This window comes from Amycolatopsis sp. NPDC004625 (assembly GCF_040609695.1).
GTDB lineage: Bacteria > Actinomycetota > Actinomycetes > Mycobacteriales > Pseudonocardiaceae > Amycolatopsis.
Window position 1 is genome coordinate 95,246 of the sequence record NZ_JBEXKX010000018.1, and the last position, 13,280, is coordinate 108,525.

At 70.0% G+C, this 13,280-nt stretch carries 9 protein-coding genes and 2 pseudogenes; 6 read left to right on the plus strand and 5 right to left on the minus strand.

Translation table 11 applies throughout. From position 1 onward, the window contains the following. Nucleotides 1-116 precede the first annotated feature (116 nt). Nucleotides 117-3,422, plus strand: a complete 3,306-nt coding sequence (locus ABZW17_RS22205; protein WP_354817106.1) for a hypothetical protein — start codon at nt 117-119, stop codon at nt 3,420-3,422. Here ABZW17_RS22205 and ABZW17_RS22210 read toward each other — a convergent pair. Further along, nucleotides 3,411-4,259, minus strand: coding sequence for a helix-turn-helix domain-containing protein (locus ABZW17_RS22210; RefSeq protein WP_354817109.1), 849 nt, complete (start codon nt 4,257-4,259; stop codon nt 3,411-3,413). The two genes, ABZW17_RS22205 and ABZW17_RS22210, sit on opposite strands and share 12 nt — an antisense overlap. A 120-nt stretch (nt 4,260-4,379) precedes the next feature. On the opposite strand from ABZW17_RS22210, the gene ABZW17_RS22215 reads away from it, so the two are divergent. The 4 genes and pseudogenes from ABZW17_RS22215 (at nt 4,380) to ABZW17_RS22230 (ending at nt 7,986) form a co-directional block, all read left to right on the plus strand. Continuing rightward, nucleotides 4,380-5,279 (plus strand): alpha/beta hydrolase, encoded by a 900-nt coding sequence (locus ABZW17_RS22215; RefSeq protein ID WP_354817112.1) that lies wholly within the window; start codon nt 4,380-4,382, stop codon nt 5,277-5,279. Between the two features lie 60 nt (nt 5,280-5,339). Beyond that, nucleotides 5,340-5,863 (plus strand): annotated as a pseudogene (locus ABZW17_RS22220) (RNA polymerase sigma factor). 13 nt (nt 5,864-5,876) lie between these two features. Further along, entirely contained in the window at nt 5,877-6,323 is a 447-nt protein-coding gene (locus tag ABZW17_RS22225) for a peroxiredoxin family protein (RefSeq protein ID WP_354817115.1), read from the plus strand. A gap of 205 nt (nt 6,324-6,528) precedes the next feature. Next, nucleotides 6,529-7,986: a non-reducing end alpha-L-arabinofuranosidase family hydrolase gene (locus ABZW17_RS22230; RefSeq protein WP_354817118.1), complete on the plus strand. Its 1,458-nt coding sequence runs from the start codon at nt 6,529-6,531 to the stop codon at nt 7,984-7,986. 43 nt (nt 7,987-8,029) lie between these two features. On the opposite strand, the gene ABZW17_RS22235 is transcribed toward ABZW17_RS22230, so the two are convergent. The 4 genes from ABZW17_RS22235 to ABZW17_RS22250 form a co-directional block, all read right to left on the minus strand. Beyond that, nucleotides 8,030-9,259, minus strand: coding sequence for a hypothetical protein (locus ABZW17_RS22235; RefSeq protein WP_354817121.1), 1,230 nt, complete (start codon nt 9,257-9,259; stop codon nt 8,030-8,032). Between the two features lie 28 nt (nt 9,260-9,287). Further along, nucleotides 9,288-11,552 carry a tetratricopeptide repeat protein gene (locus tag ABZW17_RS22240; protein WP_354817124.1) on the minus strand — a complete coding sequence of 755 codons (2,265 nt, stop codon included), beginning with the start codon at nt 11,550-11,552 and terminating at the stop codon, nt 9,288-9,290. 297 nt (nt 11,553-11,849) lie between these two features. Beyond that, nucleotides 11,850-12,221, minus strand: coding sequence for a hypothetical protein (locus ABZW17_RS22245; RefSeq protein ID WP_354817127.1), 372 nt, complete (start codon nt 12,219-12,221; stop codon nt 11,850-11,852). Between the two features lie 275 nt (nt 12,222-12,496). Beyond that, nucleotides 12,497-12,841: a hypothetical protein gene (locus ABZW17_RS22250; protein ID WP_354817129.1), complete on the minus strand. Its 345-nt coding sequence runs from the start codon at nt 12,839-12,841 to the stop codon at nt 12,497-12,499. Here ABZW17_RS22250 and ABZW17_RS22255 point away from each other — a divergent pair. After that, a pseudogene (locus ABZW17_RS22255) lies at nt 12,821-13,228 on the plus strand (hypothetical protein); the annotation flags it as partial. The gene ABZW17_RS22250 and the pseudogene ABZW17_RS22255 sit on opposite strands and share 21 nt — an antisense overlap. Nucleotides 13,229-13,280: the final 52 nt, after the last annotated feature.

A 13,280-nucleotide genomic window follows, 5' to 3' on the forward strand; every position in this document is an offset into this window, starting at 1 on the left:
TCAACGGTTGCGGGCCCGCGGAAAGGAACTGCGCCACGCGGCGAGCACGACGATTGTCCGGTCGCGCGGGGCACCGGACTACACTTCCCGGGCGCGGGGCAACAGCTGGAGGGTGGATGCCGCTCGGTCGTGAGGGTGAGACGCACAACGTCATCCGGGACTCGGTGGTGTTCGGCTCGGTGGTGCAAGCCAGGGACGTCGGCGCGGTGTCCGCGGCCCCGGACGGGTGGGCCGGCCGCGTCTTCGGCTCGAGCCTGTGGGAGCACGCCGGCCCGGAGGCGGATTTCTACCGCGCCCGGGTCTGCGCGGCGGCGGCGCTGGTGCAGGCCGAGGTCACGGCCCTGCTGCCACGCCTGGCGGACGACCCGTGGCTGGACGCCGGGTTCGCGACGCGGTTCTTGGAGCGCATCGAGTGGCTGTGGAGCCCGGAAGGGCCGGAGCTGTGCGCGTCCGAGGCGGCGTTGCTCACGCTGCTGCCGTTCCTCCGCCAGGCGAACCTCGTCCGGCTCGCGGCCGCGCACGTCGTGCTGAACCCGGCGCAGCTGGGCCGGGACGCGCCCGACACGGCGGCGGCCCGTTCGTTCGAGGCGTTCCTCGACGGCCACGAGGTCCTGGTCCACCGCGCCCGCCTGCGCCCGGACGCGGAGCCGTCGATCGGCTGGTGGCTGTTCCACCGCTGGCTGGCGCGCCACGACTCGTTCGCGGACGCGGGTCTGTTCGGCGCCGCCGCGGCGCCGTTGGCGGAGCTGGGGGAGACGTTCGCGGTCGAGCGGGTGAGCGCGCTGCTGGAGGGCCTGCGCCTCGGCCCGGACGTGTGCCACCCGGAGTTCCTGGGCGGGTTGCCGTCCGAGGACCACGTACGGGCCCCGGGCCGCCAACGCGTGCGCGACCAGCGCCTGGCCCTCACCACGGCCCTGGCGGCGACGCTGGCGATCGAGGCGACGGCCCTGCCGGACGTGGTGGGCGAGCACCTGGGCATCCCGGTCCCGGTCGACCCGCCAACGGTGCTGGCCTGCCTGGAGGAGGCGGTCTGGGGCGGCCCCCACGACCTCCCGGCGCTGCGCGCCCGCTGCCCGCACGAAGCGGTGGTGGAGGGCCTGCGCGAGCACACGGCGAACGCGGACGAGCTCCTGCACGGCGTCCGCCGGCTGGTCCGGGAGCGGATCCCCCACCCGATGCCGGAGCTGCCCACCCGCCTGTCGGCCGACGGGGTGGCACCGGCGTCGGGCGTGTTCGACAGCTGGGCGCGGTTCCGGTTGGACCAGCACCGGATGCGCGATCTCCTGATGGGCGTGCAGCTGTACAAGGACCCGGATCTGGCGGTCCGCGAGCTGTACCAGAACGCTTTGGACGCCTGCCGATACCGGGCGGCGCGGACGGAGTACCTGGACCGCACCCAGCCGGCGGCTTATTCGTATACGGGTGGGATTTCGTTCGTACAGGGAGTGGAGGACGGGCGGGCGTACCTGGAATGCCGGGACAATGGGATCGGAATGGGGGAGAGCGAGCTCCGAGGAGTCTTTTCCAACGCCGGCGGCCGCTTTCCCGGGCAGGCGGAGTTCCGCCACGAGCGGGCGGCTTGGGAGGAGCTTGATCCACCGATTCCGTTTCATCCGAACAGCCGGTTCGGGATCGGGGTGTTCAGTTACTTCATGCTGGCCGACGAGATCCGGGTGACGACGTGCCGGATGGGGCTCGATGGCCGGCCGGGACCGTTGTTGGAGGTCGGTATTCACGGTCCGGCGCATTTGTTCCGGATCGTTCGGGTTGCGGAGCGGGGCGAAGAGCCGGGGACGACGGTCCGGCTGTATCTCAACAGCGACCGGCCGTGGTCGTGCGTCGAGGTATTGCGACGGCTGCTCGCGGTCGCGGAGTTCGAGACGACCGCCCAGGGTGGTGGTGAGCCAGTAACCTGGCTGCCCGGGAAACTCGAGCTCCGCACCGCCAGCGCGGGCGAGCGGTTCGGCCTGGAGGTCTCGGGAAAGGTCGTCGAGTGGCGAGGTGCTCCGGACGGTTGCCAGGTCTTCTGGTGCGAGCAGGGCGGAGCGGTTCTCGTCGACGGCCTGATCGTGCATCCGGCACAGCGGCGGGGTGTGTGCGCCGGGCCCGGGACGACCGTGCACGGCGCCGTGATCAACCTCTTCGGCTCACGCGCGCCGGCGCGGATCTCGGTCGACCGGACCGAAATCATCGATGACGTGTCGGAGCCCCTCGAGAAACTCCTGGCCGCGGCAGCCGCGGAGCTGGCGGGGTCGGAAAACGCTTTGCTGAGCTACGCGTGGATTTGTGAGGTTGCGTCTTGGAGTCCGATCATTGCCGACCTCCTCACCAAGGCGTGCATCGGTGCGGGCCGGAAGCTCGCCTTCGGCAATCGATGGGTCGACGTCGCCCGCGTCGGCTGCCTGCGCGCGGATCTCGATCTCCTGGCGACAGCGGGAGTCGGCTTCCTGAACGGAGCTCCTTCCGAGGAAGCCAAGGTCATCGGCCGGGCACCCGACCACGTCCTGCTCTGGAGGCTGCTGGCACATCGGCCGAATCCCACGCTCGATCAGCTGACAACGTTCTGCCCCGAGCTGGCGACCTTCGACGATCTCCGGCCGGCCATGCCCTCGGATCAGGTGCTGCTGGCAGAATTTGCCAAGGGTGCGTTGAAATACAACACGTGGCGAAATGAAAGTGCGGCGATCGACGCCGTGGTCGACGATGTGGCCGCCGTGCTGGGGTGGACGGCTCGTGAAGCGAAAAAGCGGGCAATCGAGTTCTACGCCGAGGTCGAATCGCAGCGTGATCCCGGCGATGGCCCGTGGGAATGGCCACGTTTCCAAGTGCCTCTCCAGCTCGATCGAGCGGCGCTGCTCGACGAATACTCGGAGGAGGTGGACCTTCCGGCCGGCCCGGTCCTGTACTCGCAGGTATTTCAGCTGGCCCAGCAACATGGCCTGCACGTCAACGTGGTTGTCACGCACCTGCGCCGGCTCGGGCTCGACGTGCGCCTTCACGTGCCCGACCAGCCAACCGATCTGGAAGAAACGCTGTTCCGCGCCTCGGGGTGCTGGTCGTTCAGTGTTGATGAGGCGATGCCCCTCGCCTATGTTCTCGTGGCGGCCGACCGTCTGCGCGTGCCACTGCCCGAGTTGGAAAAGCTTGTTCGCTCGTACGGCGTAGAGGTCTCGTTTTCCGGGTTGCCGCCGGGGTTGACGTTCGACAGCGCCTTGGATCTGCTGACGTGGCGTGGCCTCGATGATGCGTTCCTGGAACGAAGAATACCTCCCAGACTGCAAGTGTTGATCGAAACGGCTCACAAAAAGGGCACGTCCCTGACCCAGCTGGTCGAGTGGAGACAAGCTCTCGGCATCCAGGTCTCCGACCTCGGTGAAATCCTCCGCGCCGCGCTGGCCCGGGTTCCGGCCTCACCCCGGTGAAACCTCATCGGCCGTCCACGAAGCCAGGATCCGCAGCCCCTCATCCGAAGCCGACCCCGGCTCAGCCGTCAGCACCATCAGCCGCTGCCCGCTGCCGTCCGGGCTCTCCCACATGTCGCAGTCCAACGCCAGCTCTCCGACCACCGGATGCCGATACCGCTTGACCCCATAACTCGCACTCGTCACATGATGAGCCGCCCACCAGGTCCGGAACTCCGGGTGGTGCACCGCCAGCTCACCCACCAGATCCGCCAGCTCCGGCGCGTCCGGCTCCTGCGCCGCCTCCAGGTGCAGCGCCGCCACGGCCGTGCGGGCCGCCTCCTCCCAGGAAACGTGCAACTCGCGCATCGCGGAATCGGCGAACAGCAGGTACACGTAGTTCCGCCGCGCGGCCGGATAACGGGCGAAATCCGTGAACAACGCCGCCGCCGAAGGATTCCACGCCACGATGTCCAGCCGGCGGCCCAGCACCATGGCGGGCGTCGAGACCAGCTGGTCCAGCAGCCGCTTCATCGCCGGACGCACCTTCTCGCCCGGGCGGCGGCGGGGGCGGCGGAACGGCTTGGCCGCCAGCTCGTACACGTACACCTGCTGGTCCTCGCTCAACCGGAGCGCCCGGGCGAGCGTCGCCAGCACCGACGCCGACGCCTGGACGCGCCCCTGTTCGAGCCGCGTCAGGTAGTCGACGCTGATCGCCGCCAGCTGGGCGACCTCCTCCCGGCGCAGTCCCGTGACGCGGCGCGGGGTCTCCGGCAGGCCGACGTCGCGCGGGCTCAGCTGCGCGCGGCGCGCCTTGAGGAAGTCGCCGAGGTCCTTCGGCCGTCCGGTGGGCTCCATACCGCCGATTGTCCCCCGCGGACCCCGGCCGTGGGTGGGCAGGATCGTTCCCCCGAAGCCGCCGTCCCAGGCAGAAACCGGCCTCTTACGCCCCAGGCGAGCGGGCCCGAAGGTGGAGGCATGCCCGAGAACGTGAGCTTCCCCAGCGCCGGTGTCGACCTCGCCGGCCACCTGTACCTGCCCGGCCACGACGGCCCGTTGCCGGCCGTGGTCGTCGGCCACCCGGCCGGCGGCGTCAAAGAACAGACCGCCGGCCTCTACGCCCGCCGCCTCGCCGAGCGCGGCTTCGCCACCCTCGCCTTCGACGCCGCCTACCAGGGTGAGAGCGGCGGCCTGCCGCGTGGCCTGGAAGACCCCGGTCAGCGCGTCGAGGACCTCAAGGCCGCCGTGTCGTTCCTGACAACCCGGCCCGAGGTCGACGCCGGCCGCATCGGCGCGCTCGGCATCTGCGCCTCCGGTGGCTACGTGCTGCCCGCCGCGGCCACCGACCACCGGATCCGGGCCGTCGCGACGGTCAGCGCCGCCGACGTCGGCCGGATGTTCCGCGAAGGGGCCGACGGCACCCAGGACCCCGCGGTCGTTCAGGGGATGCTCGACGCCGCGGCCGCGGCCCGCACCGCCGAAGCCCGCGGCGAGAAGATGACGTCGTTCCCGATCTTCCCGCCGACCGCCGAGGACGCCCGCGCCGCCGGCGGGCAGCACGGCTTCGAGGGGTTCGACTACTACCGCACCGGCCGGGCGTTCCACCCGCGCGCGGCGGCGGAGTTCACCTGGGACAGCCTCGACCGGATCGTCGCGTTCGACGCGGGCCGCTTCGCCGGGCTGATCGCGCCCCGGCCGCTGCTGATGGTCGTCGGCACCGAAGCGGTCACCGCGCGCATGTCGACCGAGGTCGCCGAGCCGGCGCAGCTGCGGTGGATCGAGGGCGCGACCCACGTCGACCTGTACGACCGCGAGCAGCACGTCGGCCCGGCGGTCGACGAACTGGCCGCCTTCTTCACGGCCCACCTCGGGCGGTGAATCCTTTCGGGGTGACGTCCCCTCTTATGGGTGTCGGTCACGTCGAGAGGGAGAGAGTGCATGGGGTGGGTCAGCGAGCAGCTCGTCGAAGCCGCGCAGCGGGGTGACCTCGAGTCGATCACCGCGGTGGTGCACGGGGCACATCCCCACGTGCGGCGCTTCGCCGATCACCTCTGTGCGTCGCCGCAGGACGCCGAGGACGCCGCTCAGGAGGCCTTGATCGTCCTCTACCGCAAGATCGGGTCGTTGCGGGCGACGGCGGCGCTGGCGTCCTGGATGTTCCGGATCGTCCGGAACGAATGCCTGCGCCGCATCGAGCGCCGCCGGGACGAGGTGCCGGAGCCCGGCCCCGCGGCGTCGGCCGAGGACGAAGTGCTCGGCGGCTGGAGGCCGAGCGCGTCGCCGAAGCCATCCGGGCGTTGCCGGACCTCCAGCGCCGCGTGCTCATCATGCGCGACGTCCTGGGGCAGCCGGGGCGCACGGTCGCCGACGGCCTCGGCCTGAGCACCGCGGCGATGAAGTCCCACCTCCACCGGGCCCGGACCGCCGTCCGGCTACGGCTGCACGCCTCTCCCCGCACCTGAAAGGAAGTTCCCCGTGCTCGAAGCCGGATCGCCCGCACCGCCACTGGTGCTGGAAGACACCGAAGGGCGGCCCGTCCGCCTCGCCGGCCAAGCGACGCTGCTCTACTTCATGCGGTCCGCGTCGTGCCCGGTCTGCAACCGGCACGTCCGCGAGCTCGTCGAGAGCGCCGGCGTACTGGCCGCCGCCGACGTCCGGGTGGTCATCGCCGTCCCGGAGGACCGGCCGGCCGCGGCCGCGTGGCGGGCGAAGCACCGGATCCCGTTCCCGGTCCTCACCGGCCGTCCCCACGAGCTGGTCGGCCTCGGCCGGAAGCTGTTCGGCTCGATGCAGCAGTCCGGCAGCGTCCTCGTCGACGCCCAGGGCATCGTCCGCCACGCCCACGGCGCCACCCTGCCCACCGGCAGCTACGACCGGCCGGGCATCTTCGCGGCCGTCGCCCGGCTGCGCACCACCGCCTGAGCAGACCCCGCGGGGTGTAAGTTTCACCGCCGAGTTGTCCATTGTGGACTATGTGGCACGCCTGTGAGGTGGCACGCCGCGCGCCCGGCTGTCCGGACATTCCGGCCGCCGGGCGCGCGGATTGACATTTGTTCTTTCCCGAGTCCAGGCTGGCCCGACCTGAATGTTAGCGATAACACCGCCGTTGAACCGGGAGAAGGTCGTCATGAACAGAGCAAGTACCAGCAGGGCCCGATCCCGGATCGCCGTCCTCGCCGCCGCGGCGACGGTCGCGGCGGCGACGGCGGTGGCCGTGACGCTGGGCGCCGGCGCGGCCTCGGCCGACGTCACCGGCGCCCTGCACGGGGTCGGTTCGAGCCGGTGCCTGGACGTCCCGAACGCGAACCAGGCCGACGGCACCGCCGTGCAGATCTACGACTGCTCGGGCGGCGCGGGCCAGCAGTGGACGTCGACGGCCAGTGGCCAGCTGACGGTGTTCGGCGGCAAGTGCCTGGACGTGTCCGGCGCCGCGACGACGGCCGGCGCCCGGGTGCAGATCTGGACCTGCCACGGCGGCGCCAACCAGCAGTGGCGGGTCAACTCCGACGGCACGATCGTCGGGGTGCAGTCCGGGCTCTGCCTGGACGTCACGGGCGCCGGCACGGCCAACGGCACCGCCGTGGAGATCTGGACGTGCAACGGCGGCAGCAACCAGAAGTGGACGGGCCTGTCGGGCTCGACCCCGACGACCACCCCCACGACGACGACCCCGGGCGGCACCTGCTCCCTGCCGTCGTCGTACCGCTGGTCCTCGACCGGGGCGCTGGCGCAGCCGAAGAACGGCTGGGTCTCGCTCAAGGACTTCACCAACGTCGTCTACAACGGCAAGCACCTGGTCTACGCGTCGAACGTCTCGGGGTCGTCGTACGGCTCGATGGCCTTCACCCCGTTCACGAACTGGTCCGACATGGCCTCGGCCGGCCAGACCGGGATGAACCAGGGCACGGTGGCGCCGACGCTGTTCTACTTCGCGCCGAAGAACATCTGGGTGCTGGCCTACCAGTGGGGCGCGTGGCCGTTCATCTACCGCACGTCGAGCGACCCGACCAACCCCAACGGCTGGTCGTCACCGCAGCCGCTGTTCACCGGCAGCATCTCCGGCTCCGGCACCGGCCCGATCGACCAGACCCTGATCGCCGACGGCCAGAACATGTACCTGTTCTTCGCCGGTGACAACGGCAAGATCTACCGGGCGAGCATGCCGATCGGCAACTTCCCGGGCAGCTTCGGCTCGAACTACACGACGGTCATGAGCGACTCCCAGGCCAACCTGTTCGAAGCGGTCCAGGTGTACAAGGTCCAGGGCCAGAGCCAGTACCTGATGATCGTCGAGGCAATGGGCTCGGGCGGCCGCTACTTCCGGTCGTTCACCGCGACCAGCCTCAGCGGCTCGTGGACCCCGCAGGCGGCGAGCGAGAGCAACCCGTTCGCGGGCAAGGCCAACAGCGGCGCAAGCTGGACGAACGACATCAGCCACGGCGACCTGGTCCGCAACAACCCGGACCAGACGATGACGATCGACCCGTGCAACCTGCAGCTGCTGTACCAGGGCAAGGCACCCAACGCGAGCGGCCCGTACGACCAGCTGCCCTGGCGGCCGGGCGTGCTGACCCTGCAGCGTTAGGAGCCGAACAACGGTGAGGGGGACCCCGGTCGCGGGGTCCCCCTCAGTTCCGGTCTCCAGGCAACGCCCGGGTGGCCGAGCACAGGACCGCAGCAGCCGCCTCGAGCTGCTTCACCGCCGGCAGGTCACGCTGGAACTCACGCAGGGTTTCCAGGTCACGCGTCCAGTCCGCGGCGAAGGTGGCCAGCACCGCCGGCCACCGGTCGCGATGCGTCCCGAGGGCCACCTCGACTACCCGCTCACCGTCGTGCACCCCGAGTGCGTTCAGCTTGGCCGACAACTCTCGCAACAGGGTGACCCGGTCGAGCAGTACGGTGCGCCAGAACTCCGGCCGGACGGCGTCGGCCGAGCCACGAGCGCGGACCAGGCCCTCGACCAGCACCTCGCCGAACTCCTGCCCGGCGACGCGGTGGAGATCCCCGAACGGGTCGTACTGGTCCTGGGTCAGCGTCCCCGCGACGCAGGCGGCTTCCGGATCGCCGTGCAGGACATCGAGCGCAAGCACCATGTCTTCGTTGTAGACGGGCGGGAAGAACGGCAAGTCCTGCGCGCAGCGCAGGGCCATCGCCCCGCCACTCACGAAGTGCCGCCACTCGCCCGTACCGTAGGACCGCGCGTATTCGACCGAGGAGAAGTCCGGGAAGTCGTTGATCGCCCAGCCGACCAGCAGGCGCCCGGCACCGGCCCGGTCGACGCCGGCCAGCAGGGCCGCCGCGTCGCACAGCTGCGCCCGCCCGATCGACTGCACGTCGTCGTCGACGAACAGGACGCTCCGCCAGCCCATCATCCGGGCCAGGAGCAGGCCGGCGTTCTTCTTCTCGCTCAGCTCCCGCGCCGCGGCGGCATACGAGCCTCCGAACGTCCGCAACCGAAGCCGGTCCGCGTGGGCGAACTCGCTTCGAGTCAGGACCAGGGCGTTCTCCGGCGTCCAGCCCAGCTCCGCCAGCACACGATCGACGTCCGACGCGACGGTCCGCTCACTGGCGAAGACCACCAGGCAGGAACGGGCGTTGCGCGCTGTTTCGGCGGCTCGCCTGACGCCCTCGGCTCCACGGGCGGAAGGGACGATAACGGCGTCGAAGAACGGGGGATCCGGCAGTCCGGCCCACTCGAGGTGGTGGCGAGCCGGTGCGGGCATCGAGACGAGAGCCGACCGTTGCACGGTCATCGCCCGGCAGTCCTCGCCGGAGAAACCGAACCGCAGGCGCCTGGTCAAGATCGTGAACACGGTCAGCAGAACGAGCCACCCCACCACCGTTGCCTGGGTCAGCACAGATCCTCCCACTCGTTCGACGACGTGATCACTCGGTCAGCGCGGACAACCGGCGACCGGCCGCGACGGCCTCCGGAGCGCCGAGTTCGCGGTAGATCTCCCAGGCCGAACGCCACCGTTCCCGGGCTTCGGCACGGTTTCCCAAGGATTCGTGTGTCTCGGCGAGTCCTTCGTGCGCTTGGGCCTGTTCGTGGCGATCACCGATCCGCTCGGCGATGTGCAACGCTTCCCGGTGGTAGTCGATGATCGATTCCGAAACCTCGATCTGCCGTGTGGCGTTGCCCAGCCCGTTCAGCGCTTCCGCCTCCAGTGCGCGGTCGCGGGTGTCGCGAGCGAGGACGAGGGCCTCTTCGTGGTAGTTCAACGCCTCCGGGTACCGCGACAGGTGCTGGAGCACTACGCCGATGTCGTTGAGGGCGTATCCCTGCCGAGGCCGGTCACCGGTCTCCCGGAACAGCGCGAGTGCCCGCTGGGAGTGTTCGGCCGACTCCTCGTACCGGTGCAGCCGGTCCAGCACGAGACCCATGTTGTTGAGCACCTGTCCCTGTCCGGTGCGGTCCGTCCCGGCCTCGAACAACTCCAGTGCCCGCCCATCGCACTCGAGGGCATCGTCGAGCCGGCCCAGCAGCATGTGCACATGGCCGAGGTCGGCCAGCGCCAGTGCCTCCACCTTCGGCTCGCCGGCCTCGTGGGTCACCGTGATCGCCTGCTCCAGGTAGTCACGGGCGTCCAGGTAACGCCCGAGCCGCTGGTACACGGCACCGAGGTTGTGCAGCGCGCGGCCGATCGCGACCTGGTCGTCCTCCTGCCTGCCCGCCACGACCGCGAGGTTGTGCAGTGTGACGGCGTCATCGAAGTGCCCGCAGATGTCGAAGAAGCGGTAGAGGGTCGCGGACAACAGGGTCGTGTAGACCGTCCACGTGGTGTCCACCGTCTGCGCCGCGATGGCCGAGAACGTGGGCCGCTCGGTCTCGAGCCAGCGCATCGCCTGGTCGTCGTCGACGAGATCGGCCCGGGTACCGGTCCCCGGCAGCACCGGGCGGCGGGCGCGTTCCTGGGGGAGCAGGATGTCCATCGCCAGCGATGCCGTGCGCAGGTAGAAGTCGAACAGCCGCCGGAGCGCTTCCTGCTGGATCTCCTCGGCTTCCTCCTGGGCCACCAGGTCGGCCGCGTACACCCGGAGCAGGTCGTGCATCTGGTAGCGGCCCCCGCGCGTGCGCTCCACCAGGTGGCCACGGACGAGTGAGTCGAGCAGCCGGCGTGCCCGTTCCGGCGTTCCGGTGACCAGCACCGAGGCGCTGACCGGATCGAACTCGCGCCCGGGATGCAGGCCGAGCAACCGGAACGTCCGTGCTTCGTCCGGTTCGAGGTTCCGGTACGACCAGGACAGCACGGCGCGGACCGCGGTGTAGGGATCGTGTCCGGCGTCGAGCAGATCGAGCCTTCGCTGCTCGTCCGCCAGTTCGTCGACGAGTTCGGCGAGCGTCAGTTCCGGGTTCGTGACGGCGAGATCGGCGGCGATGCGCAGCGCGAGGGGAAGCCGGGCACAGTGCCGGACCAGCGCGTCGGCGGCTCGGGGCTCGGCGTCGATCCGCGGGCCGATCAGCATGCGCAGCAGTGAGACCGCCTGTCCGTGCGGCAGGAGGTCGAGATTGACCCGGCGCGCCCCGTCCCGGGAGATGAGTCCGGGCAGGGTGTCGCGGCTCGTGACCAGGACCAGGCAGGACGAGGTACCCGGCAGCATCGGCCGGACCTGCTCGGCGGAGCGCGCGTTGTCCAGCACGATCAGCATCCGCTGCCCGGCGGCGAGGCTGCGGAACCGCGCCGCTCGTTCGTCGAGCTCGTACGGTATGTCCTCGTGCGGTACGCCGAGCGAGCGCAGGAAGCCGGCGAGCGCCTCGGTGGGCGGCATCGGCCGATCGGGCCCGTAACCCCGCAGGTTGACGTAGAGCTGGCCGTCGGGAAACCGTTCGCTGACGCGATGAGCCCAGTGCGCCGCGAACGCGGTCTTGCCGACCCCCGCGGTACCGGAAACCGCGGAGATCACCACGGCGGCGGTCGACGGCTCCCCTTCGGTGGACGCGAGCAACAGATCCATGTCGGCGAGCTGTTCTTCGCGGTCGGTGAACGCGTACACGTCCGCGGGCAGCTCGTGCGGCCGGGCGGCAGCGGGCCGGCCGGGGTGCAGGTGCACGTCGCCGACGATGGAACCGGCCTGAACCACGGCCGAGGCGGATCCGGAGACCTCGTTGGCGCTCCCGCCGTCGGCGTGGTCCTCATGCTCGTCCGGCATCCGCCCTCCACCCGGATCCGTTCGCCAAGGGCCGTCGTTTTGCCGACGGTGATTTCGTCACGGGGATTCAGACTTTTCGGGGAATTGCCCGCTGGTTGCGCAATGCCGGAGGAAATATCTTGGGAATGAGTACGAGTTCAAGCATGGAACCGCACTTCCGTTCCGTCGGAATTCAAGCCTCTGACGAGCCTACCAGTCAAGCCGGCACCTGACTGTGGAGCCGGCCGGATCAGGTCGGCGGCCGGGGGTGCTCGCCGCGGACGGCGACGAGCACCCCCGGCCGGACTGGCGCGGGAGTCAGGTGCAGATGTCGATTCCGGGGATCCAGGAAGCGTAGCCGGTGTTGATGTAGTAGTCGGCGGCGAAGCCTTCCCCGCCGGAGTAGGTGATGTAATCCCACACCGGATCGCCGGAGATGTTCTGGCCTGATCGCTGGCACACGATGTGCACCGGTGTCCCCGATCCCAGGTTCGTCTGGTACGTGCAGCTGGTGCTCGGCGGAAGGTGCACGGACGGGTGATAACAGTCGCGGACGTTCACCCCGCTCGCGCCGACGTACGCGCTGAACCAGCTGGCATCGGCGGCGGCGGCCGTGGCGACGAGCAGGGCACCCGCCGCGCCGGTGGCTCCGAGTACCCGCGCCCACCGCCGGTTCCTGGTTTTGATCATGGTGATCCTCCCTTTGTCGGTCGAGCGGTCGATCAGCCCAGTCAAGGTCCGATCGCGGTCGCGGCGGAAGCTCGCCGGAGATGGTCGAACATGTCGGTACGTTCGGGCCGGCCCGGTGATGACGAGTTCGAACGGTTTCGTACATCCCCGGTGGTGTGGCCGCTGGGCCGGGCGGGTGAGCCAAACCGGTTTTCCGCCGCAATCCGGCGGCTTTCCGAAACGTTCATGGAACCGCGGGCGACCAGGGTTCTGTCGCCGGGGACCGAGGGGAGGGCCTACTCGTGGATGATCACGAATTCGCTCCGGAGGAGATCAAGAATCGTCAGGAGTTCGGCCGCGCGCTGGAGGGACTGCGTATTCGTGCTCGGCTCACCGGGCGGGAGGCGGCCCGCCGGGCCGATATTCCGGTGACCACGCTGAACGGTTACCTTCACGGCCGCAATCTTCCGCAGAGCGGCGGAAACGAAGGATTCGTCCGGCTGCTCAAGATCTTCGGCGTCACCGACGAAGGCACCGTACGCCGGTGGTTCGAAGCCATCGACCGGATCCGGCAGCGTCCCGGGCCCGAGCCGGCGGACGGCCCGATCCCGTACCTGGGGCTGGAGTCTTTCGACCAGCACGACGCCGGCTGGTTCTTCGGGCGCGCCCGCATCACCGAACTCATCCTGGCCCGCATCCGCGAACGCCCGTCACGGGGGCGTCCGTTGTTCGTCGTCGGCTCGTCCGGCGCGGGGAAGTCGTCCGTGCTCCGGGCCGGCGTGATGCCGACGGTTGGCGCGGCGGCCGAGGGGAACCGGCTGCCGCTGTTCATGACGCCCGGCGAGGCCCCCTGCCACCGGCTGGCGGCCCTTCTCGGCGTCGCCGAGGCGGACCTCGCGCGGGAACTCGCTTCCGAGGAGCCGGAGGATCTCGCCTGGCGTTGCCTGCTTCCTGCGCTCCGGCGACGCTTGGAGGCCGACGCCCGTGACGGAGCCGTGCTGATCGTCGACCAGTTCGAAGAACTGTTCAGCACGGCCGTGGCGGCTCGCGATCGCCAAGTGTTCCTCCACACCATCGGTT